This window comes from Burkholderia sp. BCC1208 (assembly GCF_902833095.1).
In the GTDB taxonomy this organism is placed as follows: Bacteria; Pseudomonadota; Gammaproteobacteria; order Burkholderiales; family Burkholderiaceae; genus Burkholderia.
The window spans coordinates 124,316-141,264 of sequence record NZ_CADFDY010000003.1; the positions used below are offsets into that span (position 1 = coordinate 124,316).

Genomic DNA, 16,949 nt, shown 5'->3' on the forward strand with positions numbered 1-16,949 from the left:
CGCGGCCGCGACGCGCGTGCGCTGTCTCGACCGCGGCCGTTTCACTGCCCGGGTTCGATATACGCAGCCAGTTCTTCCGGCTTTCCCGATGGAAACGCGTCCTTCAGATGATCGAGAAACGCGGAAACGCGCGCGCTCAATAATCGTCTGGACGGATACAGCGCCCACAGGGCGATATCGGGCCCCGGCACGTCGCCCCAACTGACGAGCGTGCCGGCGGCCAGGTCGCGGCTCACGAGCGATACCGGCAGGCGCGCGACGCCCAGGCCGAGGCGGACCGTATCGCGCACCATGACCAGCGACGACAGCCGCGCCACGGGTTCGACCGGTATGCGCGCCGTCCCGGCCGGGCCCGCGATTTCCCATACGGCGCGGGTGCCGATCGCGCCGCGAACCACGGCCGGTGCGGGTGCGTCGCCGCTAGGCCGCGCCAGCGCGGGCGTCGCGACGACGACCAGCCGGTCGCGCAGGATCACGCGCCCGATCAGGCTCTCGTCCGGGTCCGGGTTCACGCGTATCACGAGGTCGTACCCTTCCTCGATCATGTCGACGGGCCGGTCTTCGGTCGTCACCTCCAGCCGGACGTCCGGGTATTTCAGCGCGAACGTCGCCACCAGCTTCCCCATCGCGAACTGGGAAAAGAGCATCGGCGCGCTGATGCGCAGCCGGCCGCGCGGCCGCTCGCTCCCCGATGCGATCGCCGACGCGCTGTCGGCAAGCTCCGCGAGCAAAGCACCCGTCCGCTCGTAGAGCGCGCGTCCTTCCTGCGTGAGCTTCACGCCGCGCGACCCGCGTTCGAACAGACGCAACGACAGACTGTTCTCCAGTTCCGCCACGCGGCGCGACAGCGTCGCCTTTGGGCGATCCGCGACCCGCGCGGCTTCCCCGAAGCTGCCATGGCGGGCGACGAGGTTGAAATCGGCGAGAGCAAGCAGGTCCATGTGTTCCACCAGTGAGACGACACGTCTATTTATCACATCTTCCGGATCGTGTGTGGATCACTTAACTTACGCAGGCAGTCAACCCAACCGTTACTTCAGGAGTGAACATCATGACCATTCTCGTTACCGGCGCCACCGGCCGTGTGGGCCGCCAGGTCGTCCGTCAACTCGTCGATCGCGGCGCCGACGTGCGCGTGCTGGTGCGCGATCCGGCCAAGGCCGACTTTCCGGCGGGCGTGACCGTCGCGCAGGGCGACATGCTCGACGTCGACGCGCTGCGGGCGGCATTCTCCGGCGTCCGCACGCTGTTCCTGCTCAACGCCGTGGCGGGCGACGAATTCACGCAAGCGCTGATTGCGCTGAATCTGGCCCGCGAGTCGGGCATCGAGCGCGTCGTCTATCTGTCGGTTCTCCACGCCGACCGCTTCGTGAACGTGCCGCACCTCGCGGTGAAATTCGGCGCGGAGCGGATGATCGAGCAGATGGGCTTCAGCGCGACGATCCTGCGCGCCGCATATTTCATGGACAACGAATCGATGGTCAAGGACGTGATCGTCGGGCACGGCGTCTATCCGGTGCCGATCGGCGGCAAGGGCGCCGCGATGGTCGACGTGCGCGACATCGCGGAAGTCGCGGCGATCGAATTGATCCGCCGCCACGACGCGCCCGGCAAGCTGCCGGTCGACACCCTCAACCTGGTCGGTCCCGACACGTTGACGGGCGCGCAACTGGCGTCGATCTGGTCGGAAACGCTCGGCCGCCCGGTTGCGTATGGCGGCGACGATCCGACGCCGTTCGAAAGCAATCTGGCTCAGTTCATGCCGAAATGGATGGCCTACGAAATGCGGCTGATGGCCGAACGCTACGTCAGCGACGGCATGGTGCCGGAGGCCGGCGACGTCGAGCGGCTGACCGCGATCCTCGGCCGCCCGCTGCGGACGTATCGCGACTTCGCGGCCGCGCTTGTGCGCTGAGCGCGATGGCGCGCGTTCATGCCGACGGTGGCTGGGCGGGCAGCCGCCCTGGAAGAACCGGCCGCCGTGCGCGGCCGGGGTTTACAGCATGGCCTGACTGATCAACGCGTACAGTCCGAAGGCCGGGTCGGCCGGGCCCTCGTGTGCCGCGGCCGGCGCGTTGCGAACCATCTTCGAACAGGTATCCACCTGTTTCAATCCCTGCTCGCTCAGCCACGCCGGCAGACTGCTCCCGGAAGGCACGTCGATACGAACGAATTCGCCGTCTCGTTTCGTCAGCCAATAGCCGATCAGCGCCTTCGCACGCGCATCGTCGCCCGAACGCGGCGCGACCACCGGACCGATCACGTATCCGCGACCGAAGCGCCGCAGCACCGAAAACCCGACGACCTCGCCGTCGCGTTCGAGCACGACGCTTTCGCCCCGCTTCAGCAACGCGGACAACAGCGCTTCGCGCTCGAGGCCGGAAGCCCGTGCGTCGAGTTCGATCAGGCGCGGCCAGTCCGCCGGCGAACCGGCACGCAGCCGCTCGCCGTCGGGCACGGCAACCGCGGCGGGCCGATCGACATTGCCCTGATATTGGCCCAGCGATCCGCACACGCTGAATCCCAGTTTCTCGTAGAGCGGCCGACCGGCCGGCGTCGCGTGCAGAAACGTGATGCGCGGCCCCAGTTCGTCGAGGAGCGTCTCCATCAGTTTGCGGCCGATTCCCCGGCCCTGATGCGCGTCGGAGACGATCACATGCCCGATCGCCGCGCGATCCGCACCGAACTTCCAGCACATCGCCGTGCCGATGACCACGCCGTCTTCCTCGGCCGCGAACGCGGTCGACGTGTCGGCGGAGAACTGCCAGTCTTCCACCCTGAACGGCCAGCGAAGCGCCGTGGTAAGGGCATGGGCAGCGGTGACGTCCGCCGCGGTGAATCCCCGGTAGCGAAGCGCCGACGTCGCGCCGTGCGCCTTCACTTCATGTTCCTGTTTCATCAAGGAATCCTTCCAAATAGTGTTTTCGTGCGACACGGCACGCTGAAAAATACGCGGCGATCACGTCGAAGCGGCGACGAATTGCACGGCTCTCCCCGGCTGGCATGGGTACCCGACCACCCGGAAGAACGCCTTTCCCGGACCCGACGCCCGATCAACCCGACGTCGACCGGTTTCAACACCGCCCCGACCCATCACGGCGATCGCGTGAAGTAACGCTGCGCCAGCGCGACCCAATACCGGACGCCGGCCGGAATGATGTCGTCGTTGAAGTCGTATTTCGGGTGGTGCAGTGCCGGCGCGCTCGCGCCGTCCTGCGCATTGCCGATCAGCACGTAAGCGCCCGGCCGCTCCTCCAGCATGAAGCCGAAGTCTTCGGACGTCATGTTCGGCGGCACGTCGCGCTCAACGCGCGCGTCGCCGAACGTGTCGCGAATCACCGCTTCGCACAGCGCCGTCTCGGCCGGCGTGTTGACCGTCGCCGGGTAGTACTGAAAAAACTCCACGTCGACCTGCGCGCCATAGGCCCCCGCGAGCCCCTCGCACGCGAGCCGGACGTCGCGCTGCAGCTTCTGCTGCAATGCCGACGACAGCGTGCGGATCGTGCCGCGCAGCTCGGCTGTGTCGGGAATCACGTTGTCCGTCGTGCCCGCATGGAACATGCAGACGGAAATGACGGCCGGGTCGACGGGGTCCTTGTGCCGTGCGGCGATGGTCTGACACTGCAGCACCATCGAGCACGCGAGCGGCACCGGATCGATGCCCAGATGCGGCTGTGCCGCATGCGCGCCCTTGCCCGTCACCGTGATCCTGAAGCGGCAGCCCGCGGCCATGATCGGGCCCGTACGCAACCCGAAATGCCCGGCCGGCAGACCGGGCCAGTTGTGCATGCCGAATACCGCTTCCGTCGGGTATTGCTCGAACAGCCCGTCGTCGATCATCCTGCGCGCGCCCGCGCCGCCCTCCTCGCCCGGCTGAAACACGAAATGGACGGCGCCGGGCAACTGCGGCAGCGCCTTCAGTACGCGTGCGGCGCCGAGCAACATCACGGTATGGCCGTCATGGCCGCACGCATGCATGATCCCGTGCGTGCACGATGCGTGCGCGAAGTCGTTCGCTTCGTGGATCGGCAATGCGTCCAGATCGGCGCGCAGCACGATGCCGCGGCGCGGATCCGCGCCGGGCAGGCTCGCGACGACGCCCGTGCCGCCCAGCCCGCGCGACACCGCGTAGCCGAGCGCTTCGAGCTCGCGGGCGACGACGTCGGCCGTCCGGTGTTCCTCGAATCGCAACTCGGGATGCGCGTGCAGGTCGCGGCGCAGTGTCGCCCAGTGCGCGTGATGCGCGTCCAGCGACGCGTCGGGGATGATGGCGTTTTCCACTCTCGGCACCCTTGCTAAGCAAACCGGTTCAAATCGCGACTGCTGCGTCGCGCGCAACGGCCGCATCAATCATAAAAACCCAGGATGGACTTGACCTCCATGTACTCCTCCATCCCCTCGACCCCGTATTCGCGGCCGTTGCCCGACTGCTTGTACCCGCCGAACGGCGCCTGAGGATCCCATGCAGGGTAGTTCAGATGCACCTGTCCTGCCCGGATGCGCGCGGCCACCGCGCGTGCGCGTTCCTTGTCGGTGCCCTGCACGTGCGCGCCGAGCCCGTAGACCGTGTCGTTCGCGATGGCGACCGCTTCGTCGACGGTGTCGTAAGGCAGGATCGCGAGTACCGGACCGAAGATCTCCTGCTGCGCGATCGCCATGTCGGTGCGCACATCGGAGAAAATCGTCGGCCGCGCATAGAAGCCCTTGTCGAGCCCCGCGGGCCGGCCGGGGCCGCCGGCGATCAGCTTCGCGCGTTCGTCGATGCCCGCGTCGATCATCCGCGCGACCCGACCGAACTGCGCGCGATTGGCGAGCGGCCCATGCGTCGTGGCCTCGTCGAACGGATCGCCGACAACGAGCGTTTGCATCGCCGCGACGGCCAGTGCCTCGACCGCGCCGAGCGCGTCGCGCGGCACGATCATGCGGGTCGGCGCGCTGCACGATTGCCCCATGTTCCGGAACGCGGCGGCCACGCCCGGCGGGACCGCGCGCGACAGGTCCGCATCCGGCAACACGACGTTCGGCGACTTGCCCCCCAGTTCCTGCGCGACGCGCTTGACGGTCGGCGCCGCCGCCTGCGCCACCAGCACGCCGGCCCGCGTCGAGCCGGTGATCGACACCATGTCGACTTCCGGATGCGCCGAAAGCGCGGCGCCCACCGTTTCGCCGCTGCCGCTCACGAGATTGAATACGCCGGCGGGCACGCCCGCGTCGGCGACGACTTCCGCGAACAGCAGCGCGCTGAGCGGCGACAGTTCGCTCGGCTTCAGCACCACCGTACAGCCGGCCGCGAGCGCCGGCCCGACCTTCGCGGTGATCTGATAGATCGGCCAGTTCCACGGCGTGATCAGTGCGCACACGCCGATCGGCTCGCGCACGACCGCGGTCGTCCCGCGCCGCTCGACGAATGGGTAGCGCGCGAGGTTATCGCGCGCGACGCGAATATGTTCGGCCGCGAGCGGCACGTGCGCGCCGCGTGCGTAGCCGATCGGCGCGCCCATTTCCAGCGCGAGCGCGGTCGAGAACAGCTCGGCGCGCTCCAGCATCAGCGCATGCACGCGGTCGAGCAATGCAGCGCGTTCCTGCGGTGACGTCGCGGACCAGCGTTCGAACGCGTGGCGCGCGGCCCGCACCGCGCGGTCGGCGTCGCGCGCGCTGCCGAGCGGGATCTCGCACAGCGTGTCTTCGGTGGACGGACTGACGACCGAGAACCGGTCGCGACCGTCCGGCATGACCCAGTCGCCGTCGATGAAAAAGCGATCGAGCCGGCCGGCTTGCATTAGGCGAACAACAGGTGAATTCATTGCAGCGGGTCCTTGAGTCGATACCAGGCGCCGACGAACGGCAGGAACCAGGGTTTGCCGAAGCGGCCCGGAATCGCGGGCCAGTCGAAACCTTTCCACGGGTTGAGGTCGGCGCGCCGCGTCCGCGCGACGGCCTTGCACTAGAAATCCGCGACCTTGCCCCATGCCGACTCGCTGAACCGGCCGGGCCGGTACGGCGCCGGGTCGACGAACGGTTGCGCCGCGGACGCGAGATCGGCGATCAGGTGCCCGGCGCCCGGCCCGATCCCGAAGCCGTGCCCCGAAAACCCCGCCGCGAGGATCAGCCCCGGCACGCCCGGCACTTCGCCGATGCCCGGCACGCCGTCCGGCGTGCTGTCGACGAACCCGGCCCATGCGTGCGTGATCGTCGCGTCGCGCAGTTCCGGCAACAGTTCGGCCGCGCGGCGGTACGTTTCGGCAACCGTCGGCATGTCGGGCTTCGGATCGAGAATGCGTACCGCTTCCATCGGCGTCGGCGCATCGAGGCGCCAGCGCTTCAACGTTTCATGGCCGCCACGCACGCCTTCGAGGCCGCCCGGCAGCAGATTGCGCCAGCGCTTCGCGAACATCGGCACGAATTGCGGCGCGAAGCGCAGGAACTGCGGCGTCAGGTCCACCCGCGCGCGGCCGCTGATCGCCAACGCGTAGCGTCCGTCGCTGCGGCGCGTCACGGACACGCCGGACGTATACATCGCATCCGGCAGCGGATGCTCGACCGGCGACACGCTCAGGATCGACTGACGGATCGACGCCTGCGGAAACCGGATGCCGAGCTGGCGGCAGAACGACGACGCCCATGCGCCGCCGGCCATCACGACCGTCCGGGTCTTGATGACGCCCGCCTCCGTGACGACGCCGGCGACGCGGCCGGCCTCGAGCTCGATGCCGCGCGCCGCGCAGTGCTGGTGGACGCTGCCGCCCAGCTTCATCAGCGCGGCGGCCACGGCCGGCGCGGCCTTCGCCGGATCGGCCGTGCCGTCGGTCGGCGAGAACACGCCGCCCTTCCACTGCCGGCCGGTCGCGCGCCCGCGCTCGGCGGCCTGCTTGCTGTCGAGCATGTACGTGGTCACGCCCGCGGTCTTCGCGAATTCGCCCCAGTTGGCCCAGCGGGACAGTTCGGCCTCGTCGTTGCTGAGATACAGCAGCCCGCAGCGATGAAAGCCCGTGTCTTCCCCGGATTCGGCGGCGAATCGTTCCCACAGATCGATGCTCTTGCTCGCCATCGGCAACTCGCGCGCGTCGCGGTTCTGCTGCCGGCACCAGCCCCAGTTGCGGCTCGACTGTTCGGCGCCGATGCGCCCCTTCTCGACGAGCGCGACCGAGATGCCGCGGCGCGCCAGATAGTAGGCGGTGAAGACGCCGATGATGCCGCCGCCGATCACGACGACGTCGGCCGCGGCCGGCGGCGTGGACAAGGTTTCGATATGGCGCAGCGGAGGGGACATGTTCAGTCTCGCTCCACGGTGGTATCGACGGTCTGCATGACGTAGAACTTCGCCACGCGTTCGCTGCTTTCCCATCCGATCGACGCGCCGCGCGGCACGAACAGCGCATCGCCGGCACCGAGCGACAGCACGCTGCCGTCGGGCGCCGCGAACCGCACGCCGCCGTCCAGCAGGAACATGAACTCGTTGGCGCGATGCGGCCGCACGATCCGGTGATACGGCGTCGAATCCCACGTGCCCGCGCAGTACCCGGCGCCGTCGTCGGTGAACACGTTGTCGCTGCGGCATTGCGGCGCGGGGCCGAGCAGTACCTCGGCCGGCAGCGTCGCGGACGGTTTGAAATCCGCGTCGGCGCGCAGCGCAAAGAGGCCCTGCTTCGTCGGTTTCGCGCACGCTGCCGCGCAGAACATCAGTAGCACCGGCGATTGCGCGGCGACGCGCAGTGCGGTGCCGCAGCCGATGACGGCGCCTTGCCCCGGGCCGACGACCAACGGTGCGGCCCCAACCGCTTCGAGCGTCAGCTCGCCTTCGACGACGACGAGCGTTTCGATGTGCGGAAAGCTCGGCACGTCCAGCTCGCCCACGAAACCGATACGTCCGGCGGCCATCGCGTCGGGGCCTTCCCATGCGATCTCGCGATGCGACGCGAACGGATCGCTCGCGCCGAACGCCTGCTTGCTGAATGCGGTGGAAGACGGTGCGCCGTCGGCCCGGTGCAACACGAAAACTGCGGTCATTTCTACTCCTGTGCAGTGCGCGACGGACTGCTTCAACGTCGTCACGCGATATCGGAAATCGTCGTTCGCCGGCTCTTCTGCCGGAAAATCCTCAGCGGGGCATGACGTCCATGCGTGCGCTTATGCCGCATGACACGACGCATCGCGGCGTTCGGCGCGCAGGCGCGTCGACGGCGTTCGCACCGATGCGCCGCCCGTTCGGGCGACCACGTAATCGCGCGGCGTGATCCCGAGCACACGCCGGAAATGCCGGCACAGATGGCTCTGATCGAAGAAGCCGACGTCGGTCGCGACGACCGACGGCGCGAGACCGGCGCGCAACAGGTCCTGCGCCCGCCGTACCCGCACGAGACACAGATACCGGTGCGGCGACAGCCCGGTTTCGCTGCGAAAACGCGCGGTGAAACGCGACACGCTCAACCCGGCCACCGCCGCGAGCGTATCGAGGTTCAGCGGCTGCGCGAACGACGCGTCGATCGTGCGCAGCACGTCGCCGATCGCCGGCGAGACGGGCCGCGCGACACGCGGCGAGCCAACGAATTGCACTGTCATATCGAATTCTCCCGGCGCTCGCTTCAATGCAGGAAATCCTGCATCCGGTAATACGCGCCGACGAGCGGCAGGAACCACGCGTGCCCGAAATGGCCGGGTATCGCCGGCCAGTCGAGTTCGCGCCACGGGTTCGACGCGGCCGCGCCGTACAGCACGTCCGCCATCACGCGGCCCATGTGCACCGACATCTGCACGCCGTGGCCGCTGTAGCCCATCGAGTAATAGAGCCCGTCGTGCTGGCCCGCGCGCGGCAGCCGGTCGGCGGTGATGTCGACCAGACCGCCCCAGCAGTAGTCGAGCCGCACCCCGGCCAGTTCGGGGAAATAGCCGGCCATGCCGGCGCGCAGGACGTCGCCGCTCTTTGCATCGGAGCGCGGGCTCGACATCGCGAAACGCGCGCGGCCGCCGAACAGCAGCCGGTTGTCGGGCGTCACGCGGAAGTAGTTGCCGATCTGGCGCGACGTCACATACGCGCGGCGATGCGGAAACAATCGGTTCAACTGCGCGTCGGGCAGCGGCTCGGTCACGACGATGAAGCTGCCGACCGGCGCGATGCGTCGCCGGAACCACGCGAACGGCCCGTGCTGCGAGGCGCCGGTCGCGACCAGCACGCGGTCGGCGACGAGCGTGCCGCGCGTGCACGTGACCGTGTGGCGCTCGCCGTCGAGCCGCTCGATCTGCGTGACGGCCGCGTGCTCGTAGACGCGCGCGCCGGCACGCACGGCCGCTTGCGCGAGCCCGACGCCGAACTTGCCCATGTGCATCTGCGCGCCGTTGCGCTGCAGAAGTCCGCCGTAAAAACCGTCGGACGCGATTTCATCGCGGATCCGCGACGGCTCGATCAGTTCGATATCCGGATCGACGTCGCGTCGCAACGCGTCGAAGGTCTTCGCGAGCCCCGCGAAGTGCTGCGGTTTCGCGGCGAGCTTCAGCTTGCCCGCGCGCCGGAAGTCGCAGTCGATCGTGTGTTCGGTCACGATCGTCTCGACGCTCTTCACCGCGCTTTCGTACGCGCGATAGAACTGCTTCGCGGGCTCGGCGCCGATACGGGCGGCGAGCGACGCGTAGTCCTGCGCCACGCCGGTATTGCACTGGCCGCCGTTGCGACCCGACGCTTCGCCGGCGACCTGCGCGGCTTCGAGCACGACCACCGATACGCCGCGCTGCGCGAGCGCGAGCGCCGCCGACAAGCCGGTGAAGCCGCCGCCGATCACGACCACGTCGGCGCGCCCTTCGACGGGGCCAACGCTGCCGGCGCGAAACGCGGGGCGGGTATCCAGCCAGTACGATTCCAGTTTCATTGGATCCTTCATTTGCATGCCGGCAATGACGATCGGCGACCGTTCAATGGGAATCATTTAATCATCGTCACAAACCGCGGTTGCCGCGTATTCGCGCACGACACGCGCACAAATTGCCGTTTTGCGCGACCGTCTCAGCAGACTATGCGGTGCACCGTCCACCGCACCGCGCGAGGAACGGTTCGCGCCCGCGCACTACAGCTGCACCGGCGTGACACCGGCCGGCACCGGCTCCGCCTGGAAGCGCACGAGATCTTCCTCGCTGCGATGGCACAGCACCTGCGCGCCGTTGTCGAGCGTGCGCAGCACGGGCGCCGTCCGGTTGCACAGTCCGTCCACCCGCATCGCGCAGCGCGACAGGAACGGACACAGCCCGGCATCGTCCGCGCCCGCGGCGATCGGCACCAGCGGACGGTGACAGCGCTCGGCCGCATCGTCGAGCCAGCCCACGCGCAGTTCCGGCGCGGACGACACCAGCAGGTGCGAATACGGGTGATAAGGCGGCGCGCACAGCGCGTCGCGGCTGCCCGTCTCCACGCGGCGGCCCGCATACAGCACGACGATGTCGTCGCTGATCGCGCGCACCTTCGCGATGTCGTGCGTGATGAACACGTACGACACGCCGAGCTTCGCCTGCAGGTCGCGCAGCAACTCGATGATCGCGGCGCCGACGACCGTGTCGAGCGCCGACGTGACCTCGTCGCACAGGATCAGGTCGGGCTCGGCCGCGAGCGCGCGCGCGAGGTTCACGCGCTGCTTCTGCCCGCCCGACAGCTCGCCGGTACGCCGCGCGGCCACCGCCGGCGGCAGCCGCACGAGTTCGAGCAGTTCCGCGACGCGCTGGCGTGCACGCGCGCCCTTGATCCCGTGGTAGAACGCGAGCGGTCGCGCGAGCGTGCGCTCGACGGTATGCACCGGGTTGAGCGCGGTATCGGCGTTCTGGAACACGATCTGCACGCGGCGATGCTGCTCCTTGGTGCGCTTGCCGATATCGCGCGCGAGCGGCTCGCCGTCGAGCAGGATCTCGCCGCCGGTCGCCGGCACGAGGCCCGCGATCACCTTTGCGAGCGTCGTCTTGCCGGAGCCCGATTCGCCGATCACGCCGACCGTCTGCCCGCGCCCGATGCGCAGGTCGACTTCATGCAGGATCACCTTCGCGGGCCAGCCGTTCGCGGTGCGGCCGCCGTAGCCCGCGATCGCGCCGCGCACGTCGAGCAGCGGCGCCGGCGCGGCCGGTTGTTCCGCTCGCGCGTCGCGTTCGGCATCGTTCGGCGTGACCGCCGCGATCAGGCTCTGCGTGTACGGGTGCGTCGGCGCATGGAGGATCTGTTCGGTGTCGCCCGCCTCGCGGATCACGCCGTCGCTCAGCACGACGATCCGGTCGGCCATCTGCGCGACCACGGCCAGGTCGTGCGATACGTACACCGCACTCATCCCGTAGCGCCGGATCACGCTCTTGAACGCCTGCAGCACGTCGATCTGCGTGGTCACGTCGAGCGCGGTGGTCGGCTCGTCGAGGATCACCAGCTCCGGATCGGTGATCAGCGCCATCGCGGCCATCAGCCGCTGCAGCTGACCGCCGGATACCTGGTGCGGATAGCGCTTGCCGATCGTCTCCGGCTCCGGCAGCGCGAGCGCGCGAAACAGCTCGATCGCCTTCGCTTGCGCGTCGCGCTTCGTCATCGTCTTGTGGATCAGCGCGCTCTCGATCACCTGGTCGAGAATCGTGCGCGACGGGTTGAAGGCGGCGGCCGCGCTCTGCGCGATATACGCGACCTTGCGGCCGCGCAGCGCGGTCAGCGCTTGCGCGGACAGCGTGCACACGTCGGTGCCGTCGAGCTTCACCGAGCCGCCGGCGATCCGGCATCCGGTGCGCGCATGGCCCATCAGCGACAGCGCGATCGTCGTCTTGCCGGAGCCCGATTCGCCGATCAGCGCGAGCACCTCGCCGCGCCCGATCTCGAAGTCGACGCCGTGGACGATCGTCGTTTCCTCGCCGCCCGGCCGGCCGCCGACCACGCGCAGCCCGCGCACTTCGACGAGCGGGTTCGATTCGTGTCGCATCAGCGTCCTCCGGCGGCGCCGGCCGCGCCCTTGCGGCGGCCGCGATGCGGCAGACCGTCGATCATCAGGTTGACGCCCACCGTCAGGATCGCGATCGCGACCGCGGGCATGATCGCGACGGCCGAGCCGTCGCCGAGGCTCGCGATGTTCTCGCGCACGAGCGAGCCGAGGTCCGCATACGGCGGCTGCACGCCGAGCCCGAGAAAGCTCAGGCCGCTCAGCAGCAGCACGACGAACGTGAAGCGCAGCCCGGTGTCCGCCAGCATCGGGTGGATCATGTTCGGCAGCATCTCGACGCACGCGATGTACAGCGCGCTTTCGCCGCGCGCCTTCGCCACCTGCACGAATTCGAGCGTGCTGATGTTGACCGCCAGCGCGCGCGCGATCCGGTACGAGCCGGGCATGTAGCTGACCGCGGCGGTGAGGACCAGCAGCGGCAGCGACGAGCCGAACGCGGCGACGAACATCAGCGCGAACATCTTCGACGGGATCGACGTGAGTGCGTCGAGCAGCCGGCTCATCGTCTCGTCGACCGCGCGGCCCGACACGGTCGCGAGCAGCCCGAGCGTCGTGCCGGTCACCGCGGCGAGCAGCACCGCGGCCAGCGCGAGCAGCACGGTCAGCCGCGTGCCGTACAGGATCCGGCTCAGCATGTCGCGGCCGAGAAAGTCGGAACCGAACGGCAGCTTCGCGCCGAACGGCGCGAACACGTCCGGCGTGACGATCGCGCCGACGTCGTGCGGCGCGAGCAGCGGCGCGAACACCGCAACGAACAGCATCAGGCCGACCATCGACAGGCCGACGCGGCCGCCGGTGGTCAGTCCGAGGCGTGCCCCGCGGCGCTTGCGCGGCTGGTCGGGGGACGGCGCGGCGGGCGGCGTCGCGCCTCCCCACGGCGAGCGCGGTTCGCCTGACGGCGGCAGCGCGCTGCTGCGATGAACGGGGTCGGTCGGGTGCATGGGCGGCATCTCGGAAGGTGGACGGGGGCGCTCAGGTCCGCAGTCGCGGATTCGACACGATCGAGCACAGGTCGGCGAACAGCACGAGCGTCAGGTAAGCGACGCAGAAGATCAGCGTGCACGCCTGGACCAACGGGAAATCGCGGTTGCTGACGGCGTCGACCATCAGGCTCGCCAGACCCGGATAGTTGAAGATCGTCTCGACGACGATCACGCCGCCGAGCAGATACGACAGGCTCAACGCGATCGCATTGGCGATCGGGCCGATCGCGTTCGGCAGCGCATGGCGCAGCACGACGCGTGCGGGGCTCGCGCCCTTGAGCACGGCCATCTCGACATACGACGCGCTCAACTGCTCGATCACCGCGGCGCGCGTCATCCGCGCCATCTGCGCGATCACGACCGCGCACAGCGTCAGCACCGGCATCGCATATGCCCGCAGGAAATCGTGCAGGCTGTCGATCGGGCCGCCGTACGACAGCGCGGACAGCCAGCGCAGCTTCACCGCGAACACGAGCACGGCGACCGTCGCGATCAGGAATTCCGGCGTCGCGACGAGCGACAGCGTGCCGAGACTGATCGCGCGGTCGATCGCCGACTCGCGCTTGACCGCCGCGAGGATCCCGAGCAGCAGCGCGATCGGTACCGACACGGCAGTCGTGATCGCCGCAAGCATGAGCGACTTCGGCAGGCGTCCTCCGATCATTTCCGACACCGGCATGTCGCCGGACAGCGAGCGGCCGAAATCGCCGTGCAGCAGCCCGGCGAGCCAGTGCACGTAACGCACGTGCGCCGGCAAGTCGAGGCCGAACTGCTGGCGCAGCGCGGCGACCGTTTCCGGCGTCGCCGACTGACCGAGCGCGGCTTGCGCGGCGTCGCCGGGCAGCAGGTTCGTGATCGTGAAGATGATCGCGGACACGATCAGCAGCGTCAGCGCGGTCACTGCGATGCGCCGGCCGATCAGCCCGATGAGAATCCGGTTCATGGAGCGGCACTCCCCAAAAAACCGCGCGTGGCCGGCGCGGCGATCCGCACCGGCCGCGCGACGGCGGCCAGCAACGACGTCATGCGTTCCACCACACGTGTTCGGCGAACATGAAGCCCATCATCCCGCCGGTCGGGATCGAACCGAGGCCCGCGAGCCGCTTGTCGTATCCGTCGAGGAAGCTGATGAACGCCGGAATCCCGACCCGGCCCTGCTGCGACACGATCACCTGCATGTCGCCGTACATCTGCTTGCGCTTCGCGTCGTCGGTTTCCGAACGCGCGGCGAGCAGCAACTGGTCGAACTTCGCGTTCTTCCAGCCCGACTCGTTCCACGGCGCATCCGACTTGAAGAACTGCGTGAACAGCACGTCGGCGCTCGAGCGCGGGTTGATGTTGCCGAAGGTGAGCGGGTGCTTCATCCAGTGGTTCGACCAGTAGCCGTCGGGCGACGCGCGGTTGACCTGCAGGTTCAGCCCGATCTTCTGGCCGGCCTGCTGCAGCAGCACGGCCATTTCGATCGACCCGTTTGCGTCGGACGTCGCATAGATCGGCGGCAGCGAGGCGCCGAGCGCCCCCGCCTTCTGCAACAGGAACTTCGCCTTGTCCGGATCGTGCGGCCGCTGCGGCAGCGACGCGTTGAAGTAGCGATGCCCCGGCGGAATCGGCTGGTCGTTGCCGATCACCGAGTAGCCGCGGAACACCGCCGAGCGGATCTGCTCGCGATCGAACAGGTACTTCATCCCTTCGACGAAATCGGGATTCGAGACGATCGGATTGTCGCTGCGCGCGATCAGGTCGGTATAGAGCCCCGACTTCGTTTCCTTCAGCGCATAGCCGGACGCCGACGCGACCCGCTGCGTCGAACGCGGGTCGATCGCGTTGATCAGGTGCACGTCGCCCGACAGCAGCGCGTTCAGGCGTGCGGCGCTGTCGCTGATGCCGATCAGCTCGATCTCGTCGAGATACGGCATGCCCGGCTTGAAGTAGCTGTCGTTGCGCACGCCGACGGTCGACACGCCCGGCTTGAACGACTTGAGCTTGTACGGGCCGCAGCCGATGCCGGTCGCGAAGTCGGTCGTGCCATCCTTGACGATCACGAGCTGCGGCGTCGCGAGGATGACCGGCAGATCGGCGTTCGCGCTGGCGAGCGTCAACGTGACTTCGTCGGGGCCACTCGCCTTCACGTCGGCGAACTGGTCGGCAAGTGGCTTGACCTTCGACGCGGTGGCCGCGTTCTTGTGACGCAGCAGCGAAAACACCACGTCGGCCGGGCCGACGGGCTTGCCGTCGTGGAACGTGACGCCCTTGCGCAGCTTGATGATCCACGTCTTCGCATCTGCCGTCTGCAGCGACTCGGCGAGGTTCATCTGCGGCGTCAGGCTCGCGTCGAGCTGCGTGAGGCCGCTGTAGAACATGAAGAAGCGGATGTAGTCCGCACCCGTCGAGCCCTTGGCCGGATCCAGCGTATCGGCTGTCGAGCTGGATTCGTTCGCGACCCGGATCTTGCCGCCGCGCTTCGGCGCGGGCGCGGCGAATGCCGACTGCGCATGCATCAGCAGCCCGCCGCCCCCGGCGGCCATCATGCCGCTCGCCGCCATGACCCGCATCATGTCGCGGCGCGTGAAGCCGCCCTTGCCGCCATTGTCGATATCGTCGCTCATCCGAACTGCTCCTGACTGTGGAAAGTGGGTCCAAGGGTCCAGCGTGGTTGTTCAATCTCGCCGTGCCCGCTTGCTGGTGGCGGGCGCGACGTCGTGCACATGCAATTCATTTAAGCATCGCCAAAATGCCGGTTGTCGCGATTCGAGGCACCCTCACGATACGAATCGACCGTTTTGGGTAGCCTGCGCAGCATGATTCGCTGCATGCGCCAGGAATCGCCGGCGGGTGCCGCCCGCATGCCGACGCACGCGCGAAAGTTCAGAGGATTGTTCGCCGGCATCGACGCGTTCATCCCGACCGTGCGGCGCGAATGCGCGCAGGGCTTGCGCGACGCGGCGACGTGGCGACGTGGCGACGTGGCGACGTCGGCAGCCTGCCGCTTGCGCGGGTTTTCCCCGGGATCGCGACCGGCGGCGGCACGGCGTGCGCGACGTCGCCCCGGAGAAACGCGCCGCTTACAGCCCGAGCTGCGTCGCGAGATGGCCGATGTCCGACACTTCGTAATAGTTGTAGAACGGCGTGCCCGGCTCGTGGCCGCGGTTCACGAATGCCTTGTGCTTGATCCCGAGATCCTCGGCCGTCATCAGGTCGTAGCGCAGGCTCGATGACACGTGCAGCACGTCCTCCGGCTTGCAGCCGAGCTTGCCGAACATGTATTCGAAGCCCTGCATCCGCGGCTTGTACGATTGCGCCTGCTGCGCGGTGAAGACGGCATGAAACGGTGCGCCGAGCTTGTCGACGTTGCTCATGATCTGGTCGTCCATTGCGTTCGACAGGATCACGAGCTTGTACTTCGAAGCCAGCCGCGACAACCCGGCCGGCACGTCGGGGTGCGGGCCCCACGTCGGCACCGCCAGATAGAAGCGCTCGGCCTCGGCTTCGTCGAACGCCGTGCCGACCCGCGCGCAGGTGCGGCGGATCGCGTTGACGACGACGTCGCGGTACGGCTTCCATGCGCCGAGCACCTCGTCGAGCCGATAGGCGGCGAACGCACGCACGAATTCCTCCATCGCGACCGGCGACAGCCGGTCCGCATAGACTTCGCGCGCCATCTCGGCCATCCGGAAACGGGTCAGCGTGCCGTAGCAGTCGAAGGTGATGAACTTCGGTTCAAACTGGATCATGGTGACGTCCTGTCGGTGTGAAGCCCCGGCAGGGCCGGGGACGGGCTGGGTTGGTTGAAATTGAATCAGGGCAAAAAGTCGTTCGCACATCGTTCGACGCGGCTCAAAGCGCAGAATCGCCGCGTGTTGCGCGGCACATGCAGCACGATCTGCGGCGCGATCGGGTGTGGCGCGGCGGGTCCGGCCGACGAACACCGCGCCACTGCGACGGGCTCGCCTGCCGGCGCGGCCTGGCGGCAGGCGGCGTCGCCGTACATTCATCGTAGTGGCATTCGCACAGCAGGCGTTGCCGG

General features: G+C 68.3%; 14 protein-coding genes. 1 reads left to right on the plus strand and 13 read right to left on the minus strand.

Features of this window, described 5'->3' with window-relative positions; translation table 11 throughout:
• Positions 1-41: 41 nt before the first annotated feature.
• Complete coding sequence (locus HWX09_RS08240) at positions 42-941, minus strand: LysR family transcriptional regulator (protein WP_027786629.1); 900 nt, start codon at positions 939-941, stop codon at positions 42-44.
• A gap of 110 nt (positions 942-1,051) precedes the next feature.
• Here HWX09_RS08240 and HWX09_RS08245 point away from each other — a divergent pair, with 110 nt between their 5' ends.
• On the plus strand, positions 1,052-1,915 hold the full coding sequence (locus HWX09_RS08245; RefSeq protein ID WP_027786628.1) for an NmrA family NAD(P)-binding protein: 864 nt from the start codon (positions 1,052-1,054) through the stop codon (positions 1,913-1,915).
• Between the two features lie 81 nt (positions 1,916-1,996).
• Here the strand turns inward: HWX09_RS08245 and HWX09_RS08250 are convergent, their stop codons facing one another.
• The 12 genes from HWX09_RS08250 to HWX09_RS08305 form a co-directional block, all read right to left on the minus strand.
• Positions 1,997-2,899, minus strand: a complete 903-nt coding sequence (locus HWX09_RS08250; RefSeq protein WP_027786627.1) for a GNAT family N-acetyltransferase — start codon at positions 2,897-2,899, stop codon at positions 1,997-1,999.
• A gap of 194 nt (positions 2,900-3,093) precedes the next feature.
• Positions 3,094-4,281, minus strand: a complete 1,188-nt coding sequence (locus HWX09_RS08255; RefSeq protein ID WP_027786626.1) for a M20 aminoacylase family protein — start codon at positions 4,279-4,281, stop codon at positions 3,094-3,096.
• Positions 4,282-4,346: 65 nt separating this feature from the next.
• A complete protein-coding gene (locus tag HWX09_RS08260) occupies positions 4,347-5,804 on the minus strand; it encodes an aldehyde dehydrogenase family protein (RefSeq protein ID WP_027786625.1) in 1,458 nt (485 codons plus the stop codon).
• A 140-nt stretch (positions 5,805-5,944) separates the two neighbouring features.
• Positions 5,945-7,270: an FAD-binding oxidoreductase gene (locus HWX09_RS08265; protein WP_027786624.1), complete on the minus strand. Its 1,326-nt coding sequence runs from the start codon at positions 7,268-7,270 to the stop codon at positions 5,945-5,947.
• A gap of 2 nt (positions 7,271-7,272) precedes the next feature.
• Positions 7,273-8,007: a cupin domain-containing protein gene (locus tag HWX09_RS08270; protein WP_027786623.1), complete on the minus strand. Its 735-nt coding sequence runs from the start codon at positions 8,005-8,007 to the stop codon at positions 7,273-7,275.
• 120 nt (positions 8,008-8,127) lie between these two features.
• A complete protein-coding gene (locus HWX09_RS08275; RefSeq protein ID WP_027786622.1) occupies positions 8,128-8,559 on the minus strand; it encodes an AraC family transcriptional regulator in 432 nt (143 codons plus the stop codon).
• Positions 8,560-8,582: 23 nt separating this feature from the next.
• Positions 8,583-9,917, minus strand: a complete 1,335-nt coding sequence (locus HWX09_RS08280) for an FAD-binding oxidoreductase (RefSeq protein ID WP_175888564.1) — start codon at positions 9,915-9,917, stop codon at positions 8,583-8,585.
• 138 nt (positions 9,918-10,055) lie between these two features.
• A complete protein-coding gene (locus HWX09_RS08285) occupies positions 10,056-11,924 on the minus strand; it encodes an ABC transporter ATP-binding protein (protein ID WP_027786620.1) in 1,869 nt (622 codons plus the stop codon).
• A complete protein-coding gene (locus tag HWX09_RS08290) occupies positions 11,924-12,883 on the minus strand; it encodes an ABC transporter permease (protein WP_027786619.1) in 960 nt (319 codons plus the stop codon). Before HWX09_RS08290 ends, HWX09_RS08285 begins: the two co-directional genes overlap by 1 nt.
• A gap of 31 nt (positions 12,884-12,914) precedes the next feature.
• On the minus strand, positions 12,915-13,868 hold the full coding sequence (locus tag HWX09_RS08295; protein ID WP_027786618.1) for an ABC transporter permease: 954 nt from the start codon (positions 13,866-13,868) through the stop codon (positions 12,915-12,917).
• A gap of 79 nt (positions 13,869-13,947) precedes the next feature.
• Entirely contained in the window at positions 13,948-15,531 is a 1,584-nt protein-coding gene (locus tag HWX09_RS08300) for an ABC transporter substrate-binding protein (RefSeq protein WP_027786617.1), read from the minus strand.
• 456 nt (positions 15,532-15,987) lie between these two features.
• On the minus strand, positions 15,988-16,656 hold the full coding sequence (locus HWX09_RS08305; protein ID WP_027786616.1) for a haloacid dehalogenase type II: 669 nt from the start codon (positions 16,654-16,656) through the stop codon (positions 15,988-15,990).
• Between the last annotated feature and the right edge of the window lie 293 nt (positions 16,657-16,949).